The following is a 17,824-nucleotide window of genomic DNA, read 5'->3' as shown; positions in this document are numbered from 1 at the left end:
TCTAGTCGCCGATGCTCAGACGTGCGTGCACCGCGCCGATGGCGGCGGCCATGTCCTCACCGTTGATCTCGCTGAGTTGTTCGTCGCCGAGGCTGTCGATGTCGAGCGAACGGGCCAGCCGCATGTCACGGTTCTGTTCGCCGGCCTCGACCAGCTGGCGGGCGTAGCGGCCGTTGCCCGCGATGTCGAGCGCGGGTTTGCCGTTCAGTGTGCGGCTGCTCAGCAGGGTGGCGGCCTCGAGCACCTGCTTGGCGGCCTGCTCATCCAACGACGAATCATTAGCGCGGGCAATGACTTCGGCGATCTCGACGATCTCGTCGGGGGTGTACGAGTCGAACTCGATACGGGTGGCGAATCGCGAGCGCAGACCGTCGTTCGATTCCAGAAGGCGGTCGATGTCGGCGCTGTAGCCGGCGATGATCACCACCAGCCTGTCCCGGTCGTTCTCCATCCGGGCGAGCAGCGTGTCCAGCGCCTCGGTGCCGAACGGGTCGGCACGGCCGTCGCGTTCCTGCACCAGGGTGTAGGCCTCGTCGATGAACAACACGCCACCGAGGGCGCGGTCGATGGTGCGGCTGGTCTTGACGGCCGACTGCCCTTCGTACTCGGCGACGAAGTCCTTGCGGGAGGATTCCACGAGTTTGGGTTCGGCGGTGACGCCAAGGCCCGCCAGGATGTTGGCGACGACGCGAGCGATCGTTGTCTTCCCCGTGCCGGGCGGTCCCGCGAAGATCATGTGCTTCGACGTCTGCGCGACCTTCATACCGCGCGCCGCGCGGATCTTGGCCATCTGCGTCGCGGCGCGGTAGGCCTCGATCTGCTCCTTCACCCGCGTCAACCCGATCTGACGATCGAGTTCGGCTTGCGCGTCGGCGAGCAACCGGTCCCGACCGGTCGTGTCGGCCTCGACGCTGCCCGGATCCCACGGATCCCTGCGCGCGGCGATCAGCTCCGCGGTCGTCGTGGTGAGCCGGTATGACGGATCTCGGAGTGCTTCAACGACTTTGGGGTCGGGATGGGTGGCCTGCAACCACTCCAGCAGCGCGACCGCCGACTCTTCGTTGCCCTGGCTTCGGCGGGTCATCGCCAGGAACCACGCGATGGCCGGTGCACACGCCTCCCCCGCCGGTGAGGAGTTGGACTCGGTGAGCCGTCGCTCGGCCTCGGTGAACAGCCCGAGGTTGGCCGCCGCGACGCCGTGCGCCACGCCGGCGGCCGCGGCGAGGAACTTGTCCGGCCACGCTGCGGCGCCGCGGACCTGTTCGATCACATCTGTCCAGCGCTCGGCGGCGGCGTAGATCACGGCCTTGATCCAGGACACCAGGTGCTCGGCCCCGGCGGCCGGGGCGTCTTCGAGAGCCTCCATCGCGTCGGCGTAGTTGCCGATCGACGCCTCGTTGGCGGCGAAACCCATGGTGATGGCCAGCGGCGAATTCACCGGGTAGGTGATGTCGCCGAACGGCCCGCCGATCGGCACCCGCGCGTTGAGGCTGTTCATCGAGATCTCGGCCGAGCCGGCGAGCTGACCGAAGTTGGCCCGCGAGTACCACGCGCGGAACAACGTGACCCGGTCGGTGTCGCCGCAACGGATGCGGCCCACCCACGCATCACAGGCCGATTCGTCGAAAGTGGTGATCTCCGTGAAGATCTCGAATGCGCGCGCGGGGGTGCTGGCCAACATGCCGACCGCGCTTCCGAACAGGCTGGAGAGGTGCTCAGTCATGGTCACCGGCATATCTTGTCGTGAACACGCGGGTGCGCTCGGCGCGGGCTTGTTGCGGGCTCGGAAGGCCGAGATCACGGGCGAGGAAGTCGCGGGTCGCCGCGTCGTCGTGGCCCTGTTGGCGCATGCTCTCGAGCATGCTGACGTACTGCGTGCTCTTCGCGTCTTGACTGGCGAGCCCCGCGATGACGACGACCTCTTCGGCGAGCTTGGCTTCCGTCAGCCCGCTTGCCTTCGGCGACAGCTCGATTCGACTGATCCGGCCGTCGAGGAAGGCGCTGACGGAGACGGTTCCCGGCGGATTGGTCACGGTGACAGGCACCGGGGGTTCGGCGCCGCCGGTTCCGACCGGGCCGTAGACATCCAGTGCGTCGAGCACGGAGTCATCGGATACGACCGGCGGGCTGAAGTCGAGCGCGGCCAAGTCGTCGCGCTCGTCGTCGGGATGGCGTTCGGACGTCTCATCCACCGTGCGAAGCCTCCGCGGGATCGAGCGTGGCGTGCTCGAACCACGTTCGCGACGGCAGGAATTCGATCAATCCGTCAAGTGCGCGCTGCAGGTTATCGGTGCTGCCGGGCAGGAAGCTGCCGTACAGTTCACCGCTGACCCGCCGGGGAATCGACACGATCCGCCCGTACTTGGAGTCGAGCACGCCCGCCGCGACGTCGGCTTGGGTGAACGTGCCGCCGGGATGGCGCTCGATCGCGGTGATCTCCGCCCAGCTCGCCGGGTCGGCGATGATCTCGGCGTAGGCGCGGGCCGACGAGGGCCCGATTCCGTAGGCGGCGATCTGGTTTGCGTCGCGGCACGCGGCGAGTTTGCTCGCCACGCCCGTCAGCGGTTCGACGTCGCCCGGTGTGGCGGTGCCCAGCACCGCCGCCACCATGCCGGCCAAACCGACCTGGGGAGCCACTCGCTGCAATACGAGCATGTCGCCGTCACGGGCCGCGACGACATGGCGGTCACCCTTGCGACAGACCACGAATCTGATCAGCTTGCCGCCGACGTCGCGTCGCCACCAGCGAGCCTCCAACGTGCGGTCCGCCCGGCTCAATGTGTCGACCATCGCCGCCACCTCCGGGTGCGGATGGCCGAAGACGTCGAGTACGCTCTGCGCGGACAGGTCGCGGGCGACTTGGTCCCACACGCGGTCGCGCAGTTCGGGCTGGGGGATGTTGGGACGGATACCCAACGCGGTGGGGAATTCCATCAGGCCCAGCCGGTCGGTGATGACCAGCATGCCGTCGATGGTCACCTCGACGCCCACGACGTCGTCGATGTGCGTGGCTTCTGCGCTCACGGCTGATCCGTCCGCATCTGGGTGCTCAGCGTCGAGGCCGCCGCCTCATCGGCCCGGTCGTAGCGGGCGGCGGCGTCGGTCAGCTCGCCGGAGAGCGCGGTCGACGATTCCGCGGCCGCGACGCCCGCGTGGTCTCGCGAGGTCAGGACGGCATCGAGCGCACCGGCGGTCGGGGCCGCGATCGTGCCGTGGGTGTTCGCGATCGCCGCCGGCAGGTGGTCGGCGATACGACTCATCGCCAGCGCGTCGGTGGCCGTGCGGTCATGCCGGGCGGCCAGATCGTCGAGGTGCGCGGCGGAGACCCGCAGATCGTCATCGGACATCGCCGTTCACCCTTCCCTTCGTCGTGCGGTGACAAGCATCTGCCGGCACCGCCCGTTTGCGCACAGACCGAGAGCCTTTTGCCGCGAACCCCGTCACAAGGCCGGAACCGAATACGCAGGCCCCGTCGCCGCGAGCTAGCGTACCAGCGGTTGAGCACCCCCAATGTCACCAATTTTCGGCTCCTCGGGGTCCGTCCACGGCCGCGCACAGAGCGTCCCAGTTAATGTGCAGGGTTCCATCCCAGCGGCATAAGCGTACCTATGCCGCTTGCAGCAAACTGTGTTGATGCGCTTGGTCACCGTTTGGCCGTGCTGAAGCCGCGAGCAGCCGCTGCCCCCGGCAAGCGCGTGCGACCGCAGCTCGATCGCTCAACCATCGGCTCGCGAAGGGGTCCCCGCGAATCTCGGCCGGTGTTAGCTGAGAGAGCAGACGAGGGGTATCTGGGACCGTGGTTGATACTTGAGCCCGGGGACCGACCGACAACTTCTTTGAGGAGATCGCATTGAGCGAGCGCGATGACGCATTGCGGAAAGAACTCGGCTGGGCGAGCCCCGATGAGTCCGAGCCGGAGCCGCCGCCACCGGCGTCCGAACCCGAGCCGGCGCAGCCGCCGCCACCGGGTTTTCCGGATCCGGAGGCGCCGCGCGCCAGTTTTCGCGAACAGCCGTCCCGATTCGGCCCGCCTCCGGACTCGCTCCGCGACACCGGGCCGGTGCCCGCTGCGCCGCGCCCCGACCCACGGATGTGGGGCCATCCGACCAGACAGCAGCAGCCGCCGCCTCGCCCTCCGCAGCAGCCCGGCCAGCCGACCACTGCCGGTTGGCCGGGACCCGGCCCGCAAGGCCAGGCCGCAGTCCCGCAACCGACGGGCTCCTACGCCGAACGGATCAGACCCGACGAACTGGTGCCTCCGCGTAAGCCCGCGCCCACCCGGGGCTGGCGGTTCGCCCTCTACCGCGCCACCCTCGGACACCTGAACCTCGGGCCGGGGCCGGACGAGGTGCGCCAGGCCGAGTTGGAGGCGAAGATTCGCGGCGCGCTGCGGGGTCACTACAAGATCGGCGTGATGGGCAAGGGCGGGGTCGGTAAGACGACCGTCTCGGCGAGCATCGGCTCCGTATTCGCCGAGATACGGCAGGACGACCGGGTCGTCGCGATCGACGCCGACACCGCGTTCGGCAAGCTGGGCAGCCGCGTCGACCCCAAGGCCCCGGGCTCGTACTGGGAACTGGCCTCCGACCAGCATCTGGAGACCTTCGCCGACGTCCGCAGCCGAGTCGGAAACAACGCCGCCGGGCTGTTCGTGCTCGCCGGTGAAGGCACGCCCGCGCGCCGCCGCGTGCTCGACCCGGCGATCTACCGGGAAGCCACCTCTCGGCTGGACCGCTACTTCACGATCTCGATCATCGACTGCAGTTCGACGATGGACTCCCCGGTCACCCAGGAGGTGCTTCGCGATCTGGACGCCATGGTCGTGGTGTCCTCACCGTGGGTCGACGGCGCGGCCGTGGCAGGCCAGACACTGGACTGGTTGGCCGCGCGGGGGCTGACGCGACTCCTGCAGCGCACGGTGATCGTGCTCAACGACTCCGACGGGCACGCCGACAAGCGCACGCGTTCGATTCTGGCCCAACAGTTTTCGGGTCAGGGTCAAAGAGTCATCGAGGTTCCGTTCGACGGGCATCTTCGACCAGGCGGTGTCATCAACGGGACATCGGAGATGTCTGCCAAGACCCGGCGGCGGTTTCTCGAGATCGCCGCCGCGCTGGCCGAGCACTTCCCCACCAGCGACGACCGCAGCCGCGAACGCTACTGATTCGCCGGCTCAACTGAGCTCGTCGACCAGTGCGGCGATCGCCTCGGCGGCCACCGCGGGAATCTGCTCTCCTGCCTCGGCGTGCGCGATGTCGTCGTCGGAAACCCCTGCCGCCTGGGCGGTTTCGGCGATCGTGAGGTTCGCCCGGCGTCGGGCGGCGTAGAGGCGCTGACCGAGTGTCGCGCCCGCGGATCGCGCCGCGCGCAGCATCAGCTCGTCGTAGCGCGTACGCACCGCGCTCAACGCCTTGATCAGCGGCGGAGTCACCCTGCCGATCCGCGCCGCCCGCGCCGCCACTGCCTCCAGCTGACGCAGGTCGGCCAGGATCTTCGCCGCCTTCGCGCCGAACTCGGGATCCGAGGATTCCGGTAGCGCCGCGATGGCCGAGTCGAACGTCCTCGCGGCGGTGATCACCGCCTCGGCGATCAACGGCACCTCGTCGCTGCGCGGCGTCTCCGCGGGCCGCTGCCCCTCGCCGACCGGTTCTCCCCGGCGGAGCCCGGCGATCGTGCCGGGCGGCCACCGCAGCACCTCTTCGAGCTTTGCTCGAGTCCGCTCCCGCGGCCAGCTTCGGCCCTTCTCGAAGGCGATCAGGGCACCGGCGTTGATGATGCCGTCCGCCGCGAGGCTGCGTTGGCTGATGTTGAGTTCGCGACGTCGGGCCGCGGCGGCCGCGCCCGCTCGAACCATGCCGGGATCGAGCGCCTCGGTCGATCCGTCGATCGACTCCGGATTGGTCATGGGCGCGGCGGGTCCTCGATGGCGGGGATGAGAAGTCGCCGTAATCGTATCCCCCGTTATGTTGCGCGCTACGGCTTGGGGCGGCGTGGCGGCTGGAAAATCGTATCGATGCTGCGGTTCCAGCCCGTCTGCGGCGGCCCGCGCTACGTCTTTCCAGGGGCGTTCTGCCGCGTTATCGGCTGGTCAGCGCGTTGCAGGGTCCCCGCGGCACAGCGCGGGGGTCTGTAACTGTTGCGTCGCTACGGTTTGTGCGCTACGTTTTCGGCATCGCAGCCGACGGGCCGCACACAGCGCAGAGGAGCATCACGAATGAACACGACTGAATGGGACGAGACGCCCGTCGGTGCCTGCACCCGGGATCCGGAGCGGTGGACCACATCGGCCGACGAGCAGGCGAAGGCCATTTGCCGCGCATGCCCCCGCCGCTGGCTCTGCGCCCGGGAGGCCTGCGAGCTACCGCGCGCCGAGGGCCTGTGGGCCGGGATCTTCGTACCCGAGGCGGGACGTGGCCGCACGTTTGCTCTGCGGCAGCTGCGGTCGTTGGCAGAACAGCACGGCCACCCCGTGCGGGCTCGCCGGTTCTACGCGGAATCGGCCTGAAGGCGGATCGGCCCGCCGCCGGATCGGGGGGTCGGCGGCGGGTTCGACCGTCAACCGGAATATCTCTGGCGAGCGCGCGGTTGATGGACGCGACGGTGCCGGGCATGCCCCGGGCCCCAATCGCAATCGTCGCTTCGAGCGACCACTCGCCGAGAGGCGCAGGCGGCACCGTCCCCTTCTTCTGCCCTACCAGGTGTCGACGAACCGTCGGCCCTGACCGCGGGGCGCGTGCGCCGTGGCCGCGGTCAGCGCATTGATCACGACGTCGCGCGTTTCGGCCGGGTCGATCACGTCGTCGATCTCGAACAGCGCAGCGGCGTTGAGCGCCTTGGCGTTCTCCTGCGCGGCCGCCGTCGCCTGCCGGACCCGTTCCTCACGCTCGTCCGCGTCGGCGATCGCTTCCAGTTCCTTGCGCATTCCCAGCCGGACCGCGCCCTCCAGTCCCATCGGTCCCAGGTGCGCCCCCGGCCACGCCACCGTCAGCGCCGGTTCGTGCAGGCTGCCGCCGGTCATGGCCTGCGCGCCCAGTCCGTAACCCCGCCGCAGGATCACCGCTATCAGCGGCACCTCGAGCGCCGCGCCCGCCACCAGCATCCGCGACGCGCGGCGCACCAGCGCCTCGGACTCGGCCGCCGGACCGACCATGTAGCCCGGGCAGTCGACCAGGGAGAGCACGGGTAGCCCGAACGCATCGCACAACTGCAGAAAGCGGGCCGCCTTGTCGGCGGCGGCGGCCGTGATCGCGCCCGCCATCACCATCGTGTTGTTCGCGATGATCCCGACCGCGCGGCCGCCGATGCGGCCCAGCGCCGTCACCATCTCCGGTGCGAACTTCGTGCGCAGGAACGTCACCGTGCCCTCATCGGCCAGCGTCTCGATGATCGGGGCAACCTGGTAAGCGCGGCGGGCACGCTCGGGAACGACTGTGCGCAAACGTGTTTGGTCCGCGACCGGACCCGGTTCGGTCGGGCCTTGACAGTAGCCGAGCAGCCGCTTCGTCACCGCGACCGCTTCGGCCTCATCGGCAACGACGACGTCGACCACACCGTTGGGGGACTGCACGCTGATCGGTCCCACCTCGTCGGGCGGCACCTCACCGAGCCCGCCGCCCGCGATCATCGCGGGCCCGCCCATACCGATCGACGTGTTCTCCGTCGCCACGATGAGGTCCGAACATCCGGCGATGACGGCGTTGCCCGCGAAGCAGCGGCCATGGACGACGGCGATGCGCGGCACCACGCCCGACAGCGCCGCCCACAGCTTGAACGCACGCGCATCGAGCGAGGACACCGCCGGATAGTCGGTGTCGCCGGGCCGCCCGCCGCCGCCCTCGGCGAAGAACACCGTCGGCAGCCGCATCCGCTCGATCAGCTCGAACAACCGGTCCTTCTTGCGGTGCCCCAGCGCGCCCTGCGTGCCGGCCAACACCGTGTAGTCGTAGGACAGCACCGCGCACGCGCTGCGCTCGGGACCGAACAGATCGCCGTTGATCCGCGCCGTCCCGGCGACCAGACCGTCGGCGGGGGTGCGCGCGATCAGGTCCTCGAGATCGCGCCGGCGACGCTGCGCCGCGATCGCGAACCGTCCGTACTCCACGAACGAGCCCTCGTCGACGAGGTCGGCGATGTTCTCCCGAGCGGTCCTGGCGTTCGCCTCGTGTCGCCTGGCGACGGCATCCGGCCGCGACGCGTCCGCGGTGAGTTCGCGGCGCCGCAAGAGCTCGGCATGGTCGTCGCGCACCGACTCGTCACCCACGGCGTCCGATGCTAATCACGAGCCGTCGACCCGAGTTATCCACAGGCGCTTCCCGCAGCACCGAGAACTGTCGCCCGCCGCGCTTAGCGTGCCGGTATGACGAACTGGATCAACACAGTGAGCCGTGACCACGTCGAACTCGGCGTCCGCGGCCGCTTCACACAGGCGAATCACGGCAAACCGACGATGCTGCGCAGGATGGCGCGCGGCGATTGGGTCGTCTTCTACTCCCCACGCACCATCTACCCCGACGGCGAGCCGCTGCAGGCGTTCACCGCGATCGGACAGATCGCCGACGACGAGCCCTACCTCGACGCGGCACCGGAGGCCGAACGGTGGCGGCGCAACGTCGACTTCCTCGAGTGCACCCAAACCCCGATCCGTCCGCTCATCGAGCACTTGGACTTCATCGAGGACAAGTCGCGGTGGGGGTACAAGTTCCGCTTCGGGTTGTTCAAGATCGGCGACGCCGACCTGGAGGTGATCCGTTCGGCGATGACGGGATCGTGTTGAGGCCTACTGTGAGGTGATGAGCAACACCGACCCGGCGCCTGCCGAAGTCACCTGTGCGGCAGTCCCGTTCGCGGGTGTGCTGCATCCGCGGGAGGTGCCGCTGGGTGGGCCGCGGGCGATCCGGGTGCGGCGGACGCTGCCACAGCGGGAGCGATCGCTGATCGGTGCGTGGTGCTTCGCCGACCACTACGGTCCGCACGACGTGCGCGGCGGGACGGGAATGGATGTGCCGCCCCATCCGCACACCGGGCTGCAGACCGTCAGCTGGTTGTTCAGCGGCGAGGTCGAACACCGCGACAGCGGCGGCGCTCACGCGCTGGTGCGGCCCGGCGAGCTCAACCTGATGACGGCCGGAGCGGGTATCTGCCACTCGGAGGTGTCGACGAGCGCCACCACGATCCTGCACGGTGTGCAGCTGTGGGTGGCTCTGCCCGACGAGGCGCGCGACACCGCGCGCGGCTTCGAACACTTCGTCCCTGCGCCGCACGCAGTCGGGGACGCGACGCTGAGGGTGTTCATCGGCGAGCTCGAGGCCCAGCGCTCCCCCGTCGAGACGTTCACACCGCTGCTCGGCGCACAGGTCGACCTCGAACCCGGGGCGGACGTGACGCTGGAGGTCGATTCGACTTTCGAGCACGGCGTCCTGCTCGATCACGGCGACGTCGCCGTCAACGGCACCGCGCTCGAGGTCGCCGATCTGGCGTTCCAGGCGGCCGGGGCCGAGAGGTTGCATCTGGCAAACCGCGGCAGCGGGCCCGCGCGGCTGGTGCTGCTCGGCGGGCCGCCGTTTCCCGAAGAACTGGTCATGTGGTGGAACTTCGTCGGCCGCAGCCACGACGACATCGCGACGTACCGCAGACAGTGGGAGGACGGCGACGAGCGGTTCGGCGCCGTGCAGGGCTACCGCGGCGCCGTGACGCGGCTACCCGCTCCCCCGCTGCCCAACGCGACATTGCGTCCGCGGCGGAACCCCGGGGTATAGAGACACCATGACGACCGACAAAACCGGCGCGCCCACCGAGGTCACCGCCGAAGCCGACCGCTACACCATCTCCGTCGACGGCAAGAGCGTCGGAATCGCCGAGTTCGCCGACCGAGACTGTCAGCGGGTGTTCACCCACACCGAGGTCGACAGCGACTTCGAGGGCCGCGGCCTGGCGACGATCCTGATCGGGGAGGCGTTGCAGAAGACCCGCGACGACGGGCTGCGCATCGTGCCCGTCTGCAAGATGGTGGCGTCCTACGTCGAGAAGCACGACGAGTTCTCCGACGTCGTCGATCCGGTTTCCGACGACGTCGAGCAGTGGCTGGCGAATCGTTAGTTCGACTACCCCGCTATCGTCTTCGCGATGGCGACGGCGTTCTTCACCCCGGATGGTGATGCGTTCGTGCCCACGCCGATGGCGCGGGGCCCGTGGGGACAGACGATCAGCGGCAACTACGCCGGCGGTCTGCTCGGGCACGTGCTCGAACGCGATGCCGGCGACCCGGATTTCCAGCCGGCCCGCCTGACCGTCGACCTGTTCCGCCCGGCCGCACTGGCAGCGGTCCGGGTGGAGACCGCCGTCGTCCGGCAGGGCCGCCGCCTCAAGCTGGTCGATGCGCTGATGACGCAGGGCGACACGACCGTCGCCCGGGCGACCGCGCTGTTCCTTCGCCGCGGAGAGCAACCCGCAGACGAGGTCTGGACGTCGCCGGTCACGATGCCTGCGCCGCCGCCCACACCGGATCCCATCCCCCGCGAACTGTCGACGCTGGTGTGGACCTATGGTCGGGACGAGCGCGAACCCGGGCCCGGCGAGGGCCTGGCGAACTGGCAGCATTCGGGTCCGAAACACTTGTGGGTCCGCGACTTTCGGCCGCTGGTGGCGGGCGTGGACCTGACGCCGTTCACCCGCGCCGCGATGGCAGGCGACATGGTCAGCTCGTTGACCCATTTCGGGCCCAGCGGCCTGCAGTGGATCAACGCCGACTACACCCTGACGTTGTCGCGCCTGCCGAAGGGGCCCTATCTCGGGCTGGCCGCGCTGACGCACTTCAGCGACGCCGGAGTGGCCACCGGCACCGCGACCATCGTCGACGAGTTCGGGCCGATCGGCAGCGGCGTGGCCAACGCGCTGGCGAACCCCGGCTTCACCCCGCCCCGCATGTAGTCCGCCAATGAGAAACACCCCGCGGGGTGTTTCCGGTGCCATCCAAAAGGTCAGCTGATGCCAACGACCTCCTGAGCGATATCGGCCAGGCGCGTCTGCGCCGCCGACACCAGCCGCTGGCGGTTCTTGTGCATCTCCTCGTAGGCAATGATCGTGCGGATGTCGGACGGATCGTCGAGATCCTTCACCGCGGCCACCGCGTCGCTGAGGTTGAGGTCGTCGTACCCGGCGATCGGCAGCTCGTCGGCGTCGACGACACCGCTCTGGGCGCGCGCCTTGTGCAGCGCATCGGCCGCGTCGTCGGCACCTTCGCGGCGGACAACCTTCTCCGCGCTGCGCAGGGCACCGTCGCGCGACGCCCCGAGCGCCTTGAGGGTGATCTCGCTGGCGCGCTGGGCACGCTCGCGCAAGTCATCGACGGCCGGGCCGGCCGACCGAAGCAGCTCCGCGAGCCGCTCGACCGACTGCGCCGACCACTGCCCCGGCAGGTTGACCAGCTTCACCGCGGTACCCGCAGCAGCCTGCAGCGGCGTGCGCTGCAGCGCGGCCGGGCCGCCGAGTGCATCCTCGGCCAGCACCGTGGTCAGCCAGTTCACCGTCGCCGAATGCGCGGTGATCAGGCGATCGGCGAGGTCCTGGACAGCCGGTTCCTTGGCAGCGACCGCGAGCGCCTTGACGTACCGGGCGCGGTCGAGCAGCTGATCCTCAAGCGCCAGGTCGCCCAGCAGCGCCTCATCGAACGGCTGTGCCTGCTCGGTGAGCGCCTTCACCGCGGCGGCGGCGCGGCCCAGGAACGGGCCGATCGTGTCGGGGAAGCCACCGAGATCGCGGATCGCCTTCTCGATCGCCTCGGCGCGGATCCGGCCGTTCTCGGCGTTCTGCGTCAGTTCGCGACGCACCGCCTCGGTACGGGCCTGTGCGATCCGGGTCTCGGCGACCTGGATCTCGGTGTGCGTCAGGTCAAGGATCGTGCGCAACTGCGCGATCAGTGTGGTCTTGGTGGTAGTCATAGATTTTCGCCCCTTAAGCGTTGACGGTTTGGGTCGGCGCTGGGGTGCACCTGTCCAGTTGGCTACCCGGTGTGCGGGTGAAGCCGAACGCCTTCGGGGTGTGAGATGGATCGCAGTCGGCGTGTCGTCAGCGCGGCTGAAGGATGACCACCGGAATCTCGCGGTCGGCCCACGACTGGTAGGTGTCGAAGTCGGCGTAGGCCTCGACCAGCTTCGGCCACAACCGCGCCTTTTGCTCGGGCGTCGCGGTCACGGCGCGAACGGCCCGGCGGTCCGAACCGATCTCGATGTAGGCCTCGGGGTTGGCCACCAGGTTGCGGTACCACTGCGGATCGGTGTCGCGGCCACCCTGGGACGCCACGACGATCACGTCGTCACCGTCGTGGATGTACACCAGCGGCGACACCAGCCGTCTGCCGGATTTGCGCCCGATGTGCTCGAGCAGCAGCGTCGGTACGGGCTTCTTGAAACCCGCGCCCACCCGCCACGTCGCGCCGATCTTCCCGCCCGAGCGGCGGTACACCCACACGTGGGCTTTGCCGGCGTACTTCATGATCTTCGTGACGACGGGCGAGTTCAGCTGCTTGGGCTTGTTGTTCGGGTCCATGGGATCAACCTAGGTACTGCGCCGTGCTGCCACCCAGCGGCATCGCGGGCATACCGAGCTTGCGATGGTCCCAGCTGCGGGTGCGCAGCGGCACCACCCGTACACAGATGCGGTTGTTCATCATCTGGTCGACGAACGGGCGCATGTCCTCGGAGTACGGTCCGGTGTAGCGCTCCCAGACGCTGATACCTACGCGCAGAACGGTTTCCGGATCGTCGACGATCTCGGCCCTGCCGTCGATGGACACGCCGCGCAGCGTGTCGTAGGTGTGGCCGTCCTCGATCATCACCGTGACCGTCGGGTTGCGCCGCAGGTTGACCGCCTTCTGCGACTTGGCCTTCGTCTCGAACCAGATCTCGCCGTCGAGCACGGCGTACCACATCGCGACCAGGTGGGGCCGCCCGTCGGGCAGCACCGTGGCCATCGTGGCGGTGCGACTGCGTTCGATGAATTCGGCGACCTCGTCATCGGACATGACGATCTTCGCGCGTTCGTTCTTGCCCACGGCCCGATCTTGTCAGGTCGCGGGGGCGACGACCGCCACCGGGATGGGGTTGAGCGTGGCTAGCTCATCAGCATGATGTACTGCGCGGCCGTCATCTGTTGGGCCGCAAGCAGAGTCGGGGCACTGGTCTCGATGGTGTACCGGTCGGCGGTGGCCAGGCAGTAGAAGGCGCCCTCGTTCGTCCGCAGGCAGCGGCTGCCGGGCATATCCGGAACCGGGTTGGCCGGCTTGGCCGTCGCCGACACCTCCTCGGCGAACTCCTCGACCACACCTTCGGCGCCTGCGCCGTCCTCGGTTTCGTAGACGGTCGTCCCTGCCATCGCGACCAGGTCGACGCCGGTGTCGGAGAACAGCTTGGCCGAGCGCACCGGGTCGGACTGGAAGTGCAGCGCGCCCCGCCGTTCGTAGGTCCCGCCCTTGGTGAACGTCGGGTCGCGGCCGTCGAGCGGGAGCGTGCGGGCCAACAGGCCGGTCGGATCGATCGAGATGTCGGCCAGCTCGCTGGGGTCGGTGGCGCGGAACTTGTCGATCTGCGGCGCCTGCAGGTCGAGGCTCTCGGTCACCAGCCGGGCAGCGGCGTCGATGCCGGCGGTCGCCTGGGCCAGCTGCATCAACACGTAGGGTCCGTGCGCGGTGAACGACCGCACCGCACCGAATTTCCCGATGTTGCGATCGGTGCCGGTGTGACTGCTGGCGCGCGCCTCGGGATGGCCGGGGATCTCCAGCTTCGGTGACGGCCCGTCGGTGCCCTGCGGCTGCGATACCGCGTCGCCCATGTCGTCGGCCGCGGCTTGGGCGGCGCGCTCGTCGGCGAAGCGCAGCACCGCGTTGAGCAGTATCTGCTTGTTCTTCTCGGTGCGCGTCGTGGCGAAACCGGTGACGAAGTCGTGCCGGGCCGCCGCCGCGGCGACGTTCATCGGGCCGATCATGGCCAGCGCCTCGGCGCGGGGCAGCACCATCGCGCCCAGGCCGAACCACTCCGTCAGCGCCTCGTCGACCTCCCACGGGCCGATGACGTGGTTGGCCAGTCGCTGGCCCTCGAGCACGACGCCGAGCATCGGGTCACCCGCGACGCCCAGCGGATCCCGCGGCGCCGTGGGAAACCGGCCCGGGTCCAACCGGTCGAAATCCAGCGCGGGCCCACCGGCGGCCCTGACCGCGGATCCCTCGATGGTCGATGTGCACGCCGTGGCAAGCAGCGCGACGACAGAGATGAGCGCAAGGATCGCGTTCCGCATGTCTGTGGAAAGTACCCGCGCCGGGTCGGCCGGAGATTCAGGCGTGCCGACGCCGCGGCGGACGTCATAGAAATGAGACGAGCCACCGAAATCCGGTGGCTCGTCTTCATTTTGTGGGCGAAGGGGGACTTGAACCCCCACGTCCCGAAGGACACTGGCACCTGAAGCCAGCGCGTCTGCCATTCCGCCACTCGCCCCAACAACCGGGGGAGCCTATCACGCACAACACCCGGCTCCCCAACCGTACCGGCTGCCCCCTGGCGGCGTTCGGCCGATCGTGATCCGGGGTCCTGAGCTGCGGCGATCCGATTCTCAGAGTTCTGTTGGTCCCGCTGTCGGGCGCTCGGCCGATACCATGCACGTGAACAATGTGGCCAGCCGACACGCTGGCTCCCGTCGCGGTGAGCAGGGCCGACGGATGACGACCGAGTGAGGCGGGCGGTGACATGGGTCTAGTCGACCGCTTCGAGCGCAAGCTCGAGTCGACGGTCGGTGATGCCTTCGCCCGGGTGTTCGGCGGTTCGATCGTCCCGCAGGAGGTCGAGGCGGTGCTTCGGCGGGAGGCCGACACCGGAGGGCGCGAAGTGCTCGGCGGTCAGGTTTTGGCACCGAACGACTACGTCATTACCCTCAGTGTGCCTGACTATCAGAAGGTGAGCGCCGATCCAGACCTCACGTCAGCGACTTTTGCCAAGCACTTGGAGGGATACATCCGTGAGCAGGGGTGGCAAACGTATGGTGATGTGGTCGTCAGGTTCGAACAATCACCCACCCTGCACACCGGACAGTTTCGCGCGCGTGGAGCGGTCAATCCCGACACGACCACTGGCCAATCCGCACCACCACCCCATGTACGTGCGTCCAGCGCAGAATCAGGAGTACCACCGATGAGCGACAACCCGACCTACCGCGGCGGCCAGGGGCCGGGAAGACCCGGCGACGAGTACTATGACCGTCCGCAGGACCGCCCGCAAGACGATCGCTACGGCCGCCCCGACGACCGCGGCCCGTACCCCCCGCCCGAGCAGGGCGGCTACCCGCCGCAGGGTGACCCCTACGCCCCGCGCCCGGGCGGTTACCCCGACCAGGGCGGTTACCCCGACCAGGGTGGCTATCCCGACCAAGGTGGTTACCCGGACCAGGGCGGCTACCCCGACCAGGGCTATCCGCCGCCGTCATACGAGCAGCGCCCCCCGGCCGGTTACGGCCCGCCGCAGGGCGGCTATCCCGACCAGGGTTACCGCCAGGCCCCGGGCGGCTACGGTCCCCCACCCGGCGGGCAGCCCGGCTACGGCGCACCCGACTACGACTACGGTCGTCCCCCGGCCCCCGGCCGCCACGAGGAGGGCGGTTACGGCCGTCCCGAGGGCCGTCCCGAACCCCGGCCCGCCTATCCGGATCAGGGCGGCTACCCGGATCAGGGTGGCTACCCCGACCAGGGCGGCTACGGCGGCCAACCGTACGGTCGTCAGGACCAGGGCTACGGCGCCCCGCCGGACTACGGCCGCTATGGTGACGCGCCCGCCGGCTACGCCGAACCGGGCTACTCCGAGCCCGCAGGCGGCGGCTACGACTACGGTCAACCGGCCGGTTACGGCGGTGGCTACGGCCAGGCCGACTACGGCACGAGTGGCGCGACCGTCACGCTGCAGCTCGACGACGGCAGTGGCCGCACCTATCAGCTGCGTGAGGGCACCAACGTGATCGGTCGCGGTCAGGACGCACAGTTCCGGCTGCCCGACACCGGGGTGTCCCGGCGGCATCTGGAGATCCGGTGGGACGGCCAGGTCGCGCTGTTGTCCGACCTGAACTCCACCAACGGCACCACCGTCAACAACGCGCCCGTCCAGGAGTGGCAGCTCGCGGACGGCGACGTGATCCGGCTGGGGCACTCCGAGATCATCGTCCGCGTGCACTGAGCGCCTGGCGGGGCGGAGAAGCTGTCGCTTCCCCCTCATGTCGGTAACCGTCCAAGTATCGTGACGGTGCCGAGGCTGGCTGCGTTGCCGAGGCGGTGCAACGGGATGGAGACGGAGAGGACGTCAGATGCAGGGGTTGGTACTGCAACTGACGCGCGTCGGATTCCTGTTGCTGCTATGGCTGTTCATCTGGTCGGTGCTGCGAATCCTGCGGACGGATCTCTACGCCCCGACCGGTGCCGTCATGGTCCGCCGCGGGCTGCCGTTGCGCGCGTCGCTGCTGCCCAACCGAGCCCGCCGTAACGTGGCCCGGCATCTGGTGGTCATCGAGGGTGCGCTGGCCGGCACCCGTATCACGCTCGGCAGTCAGCCGGTGCTGATCGGGCGGGCCGACGACTCGACGTTGGTCCTCACCGACGACTACGCCTCGACGCGCCACGCGAGGCTGTCGCCTCGAGGTTCGGAATGGTACGTCGAGGACCTAGGATCGACCAACGGCACATACCTCGACAGGGCGAAGGTGACGACGGCGGTACGCGTTCCGATAGGCACGCCGGTTCGGATCGGCAAGACGGTAATCGAGCTGCGCCCGTGACCCTGGTGCTTCGATACGCCGCGCGCAGCGACCGCGGCCTGGTCAGGGCGAACAACGAGGACTCGGTGTACGCCGGCGCCCGCCTGCTCGCGCTGGCCGACGGTATGGGCGGGCACGCCGCGGGCGAGGTGGCCTCTCAACTGGTGATCGCCGCGCTGGCCCACCTCGACGACGACGAACCCGGCGGCGACCTGCTGAGCAAGCTGGACGCCGCGGTGCGCGAGGGCAACTCCGCGATCGCCGCCCACGTGGAAGCCGACCCCGAGCTCGAGGGCATGGGCACCACGTTGACGGCAATTCTGTTCGCGGGCAATCGACTTGGCTTGGTGCACATCGGCGACTCGCGCGGCTACATGCTGCGCGACGGGGAGCTGACCCAGATCACCAAGGACGACACGTTCGTCCAGACGCTCGTCGACGAGGGCCGCATCACCGCCGAGGAGGCTCACAGCCATCCGCAGCGGTCGTTGATCATGCGCGCACTGACCGGCCACGAGGTCGAACCCACCCTCATCATGCGCGAGGCGCGGGCAGGCGACCGTTACCTGCTGTGCTCTGACGGCCTGTCCGACCCGGTCAGCCAGGACACCATCCTCGAGGCGCTGCAGATCCCCGATGTCGCCGAAAGTGCCGACCGGCTCATCGAATTGGCGCTTCGCGGCGGCGGTCCCGACAACGTCACCGTCGTGGTGGCCGACGTCATCGACAACAATGCCTACGACTACGGCCAGACCCAACCGATCATCGCCGGTGCGGTATCCGGTGATGACGACCAGCCGCCGCCCAACACCGCCGCCGGTCGCGCGTCGGCCTTCAACCCGCGACGCAACGAAGCCAAGCGCGCGCTACCGGAACCGGAGGAACCGCCGCGACCGCCCAAGTCGCGGCGGCGAATGTTCATCGCCGCCGCCCTCGTCGTACTGGTCGTCCTGGCCGGACTGGCCGTCGGCCGCGAGATCATCCGCAGCAACTTCTACGTCACCGCCCACGACGGCGTCGTCTCGATCATGCGAGGTGTGCCCGG

Annotated in this window: 19 protein-coding genes and 1 tRNA gene; 9 read left to right on the top strand and 11 right to left on the bottom strand. The window is 69.0% G+C overall.

Going from position 1 to position 17,824, the window contains the following annotated elements; translation table 11 throughout:
• Position 1 precedes the first annotated feature (1 nt).
• The 4 genes from eccA to AU072_RS06350 are packed head-to-tail and all read right to left on the bottom strand — an operon-like array spanning position 2 to position 3,347.
• A complete protein-coding gene (eccA, locus tag AU072_RS06365) occupies positions 2-1,723 on the bottom strand; it encodes a type VII secretion AAA-ATPase EccA (protein ID WP_064413114.1) in 1,722 nt (573 codons plus the stop codon).
• A complete protein-coding gene (locus AU072_RS06360; RefSeq protein WP_064412991.1) occupies positions 1,716-2,192 on the bottom strand; it encodes a hypothetical protein in 477 nt (158 codons plus the stop codon). Before AU072_RS06360 ends, eccA begins: the two co-directional genes overlap by 8 nt.
• Positions 2,185-2,964 (bottom strand): ESX secretion-associated protein EspG, encoded by a 780-nt coding sequence (locus tag AU072_RS06355; RefSeq protein WP_120270967.1) that lies wholly within the window; start codon positions 2,962-2,964, stop codon positions 2,185-2,187. The genes AU072_RS06360 and AU072_RS06355 overlap by 8 nt, the downstream gene beginning before the upstream one ends.
• Positions 2,965-3,020: 56 nt before the next feature.
• On the bottom strand, positions 3,021-3,347 hold the full coding sequence (locus tag AU072_RS06350) for a type VII secretion target (protein ID WP_064412989.1): 327 nt from the start codon (positions 3,345-3,347) through the stop codon (positions 3,021-3,023).
• Between the two features lie 503 nt (positions 3,348-3,850).
• On the opposite strand from AU072_RS06350, the gene AU072_RS06345 reads away from it, so the two are divergent.
• On the top strand, positions 3,851-5,164 hold the full coding sequence (locus AU072_RS06345) for a MinD/ParA family ATP-binding protein (RefSeq protein WP_064412988.1): 1,314 nt from the start codon (positions 3,851-3,853) through the stop codon (positions 5,162-5,164).
• A gap of 9 nt (positions 5,165-5,173) precedes the next feature.
• Here AU072_RS06345 and AU072_RS06340 read toward each other — a convergent pair whose 3' ends face one another.
• Positions 5,174-5,905 (bottom strand): helix-turn-helix domain-containing protein, encoded by a 732-nt coding sequence (locus AU072_RS06340; RefSeq protein ID WP_064412987.1) that lies wholly within the window; start codon positions 5,903-5,905, stop codon positions 5,174-5,176.
• A gap of 309 nt (positions 5,906-6,214) precedes the next feature.
• Between AU072_RS06340 and AU072_RS06335 the strand changes: the two genes are divergently transcribed.
• Positions 6,215-6,505 carry a WhiB family transcriptional regulator gene (locus AU072_RS06335; RefSeq protein WP_064348537.1) on the top strand — a complete coding sequence of 97 codons (291 nt, stop codon included), beginning with the start codon at positions 6,215-6,217 and terminating at the stop codon, positions 6,503-6,505.
• A 186-nt stretch (positions 6,506-6,691) separates the two neighbouring features.
• On the opposite strand, the gene AU072_RS06330 is transcribed toward AU072_RS06335, so the two are convergent.
• Positions 6,692-8,260 carry an acyl-CoA carboxylase subunit beta gene (locus AU072_RS06330; protein WP_064412986.1) on the bottom strand — a complete coding sequence of 523 codons (1,569 nt, stop codon included), beginning with the start codon at positions 8,258-8,260 and terminating at the stop codon, positions 6,692-6,694.
• Positions 8,261-8,356: 96 nt separating this feature from the next.
• On the opposite strand from AU072_RS06330, the gene AU072_RS06325 reads away from it, so the two are divergent.
• From AU072_RS06325 to AU072_RS06310, 4 genes are read left to right on the top strand one after another with little or no spacing between them, the layout of a single operon-like run.
• Positions 8,357-8,773 carry an EVE domain-containing protein gene (locus AU072_RS06325; RefSeq protein ID WP_064412985.1) on the top strand — a complete coding sequence of 139 codons (417 nt, stop codon included), beginning with the start codon at positions 8,357-8,359 and terminating at the stop codon, positions 8,771-8,773.
• 16 nt (positions 8,774-8,789) lie between these two features.
• Positions 8,790-9,755, top strand: a complete 966-nt coding sequence (locus AU072_RS06320) for a pirin family protein (RefSeq protein ID WP_064412984.1) — start codon at positions 8,790-8,792, stop codon at positions 9,753-9,755.
• Between the two features lie 7 nt (positions 9,756-9,762).
• On the top strand, positions 9,763-10,095 hold the full coding sequence (locus tag AU072_RS06315; protein WP_064412983.1) for a GNAT family N-acetyltransferase: 333 nt from the start codon (positions 9,763-9,765) through the stop codon (positions 10,093-10,095).
• 27 nt (positions 10,096-10,122) lie between these two features.
• Positions 10,123-10,926 carry an acyl-CoA thioesterase domain-containing protein gene (locus AU072_RS06310; RefSeq protein WP_064412982.1) on the top strand — a complete coding sequence of 268 codons (804 nt, stop codon included), beginning with the start codon at positions 10,123-10,125 and terminating at the stop codon, positions 10,924-10,926.
• 50 nt (positions 10,927-10,976) lie between these two features.
• Here AU072_RS06310 and AU072_RS06305 read toward each other — a convergent pair whose 3' ends face one another.
• The 5 genes from AU072_RS06305 to AU072_RS06285 form a co-directional block, all read right to left on the bottom strand.
• On the bottom strand, positions 10,977-11,936 hold the full coding sequence (locus AU072_RS06305) for a coiled-coil domain-containing protein (RefSeq protein WP_064412981.1): 960 nt from the start codon (positions 11,934-11,936) through the stop codon (positions 10,977-10,979).
• Between the two features lie 127 nt (positions 11,937-12,063).
• Complete coding sequence (locus AU072_RS06300) at positions 12,064-12,543, bottom strand: nitroreductase family deazaflavin-dependent oxidoreductase (RefSeq protein WP_064412980.1); 480 nt, start codon at positions 12,541-12,543, stop codon at positions 12,064-12,066.
• A gap of 4 nt (positions 12,544-12,547) precedes the next feature.
• The gene (locus tag AU072_RS06295; protein ID WP_064412979.1) at positions 12,548-13,048 is read right to left on the bottom strand and encodes a pyridoxamine 5'-phosphate oxidase family protein; all 501 of its coding nucleotides are present in this window, start codon (positions 13,046-13,048) and stop codon (positions 12,548-12,550) included.
• A gap of 59 nt (positions 13,049-13,107) precedes the next feature.
• Positions 13,108-14,286 (bottom strand): DUF7373 family lipoprotein, encoded by a 1,179-nt coding sequence (locus AU072_RS06290; protein ID WP_064412978.1) that lies wholly within the window; start codon positions 14,284-14,286, stop codon positions 13,108-13,110.
• Between the two features lie 114 nt (positions 14,287-14,400).
• A tRNA-Leu gene (locus AU072_RS06285) sits at positions 14,401-14,483 on the bottom strand.
• Between the two features lie 249 nt (positions 14,484-14,732).
• Between AU072_RS06285 and AU072_RS06280 the strand changes: the two genes are divergently transcribed.
• From AU072_RS06280 to AU072_RS06270, 3 genes are all read left to right on the top strand, one after another.
• Complete coding sequence (locus tag AU072_RS06280) at positions 14,733-16,205, top strand: FhaA domain-containing protein (protein WP_064412977.1); 1,473 nt, start codon at positions 14,733-14,735, stop codon at positions 16,203-16,205.
• A 127-nt stretch (positions 16,206-16,332) separates the two neighbouring features.
• Entirely contained in the window at positions 16,333-16,800 is a 468-nt protein-coding gene (locus AU072_RS06275; RefSeq protein WP_064394676.1) for an FHA domain-containing protein FhaB/FipA, read from the top strand.
• Positions 16,797-17,824, top strand: a 1,028-nt coding sequence (locus tag AU072_RS06270) for a PP2C family protein-serine/threonine phosphatase (RefSeq protein WP_064412976.1), incomplete at its 3' end; no start/stop codon positions are given. The genes AU072_RS06275 and AU072_RS06270, both read left to right, overlap by 4 nt.

This window comes from Mycolicibacterium novocastrense, from assembly GCF_001499835.1.
GTDB classification, from domain to species: Bacteria; Actinomycetota; Actinomycetes; order Mycobacteriales; family Mycobacteriaceae; genus Mycobacterium; species Mycobacterium novocastrense.
This window is presented reverse-complemented; position numbering and strand designations above follow the sequence as displayed.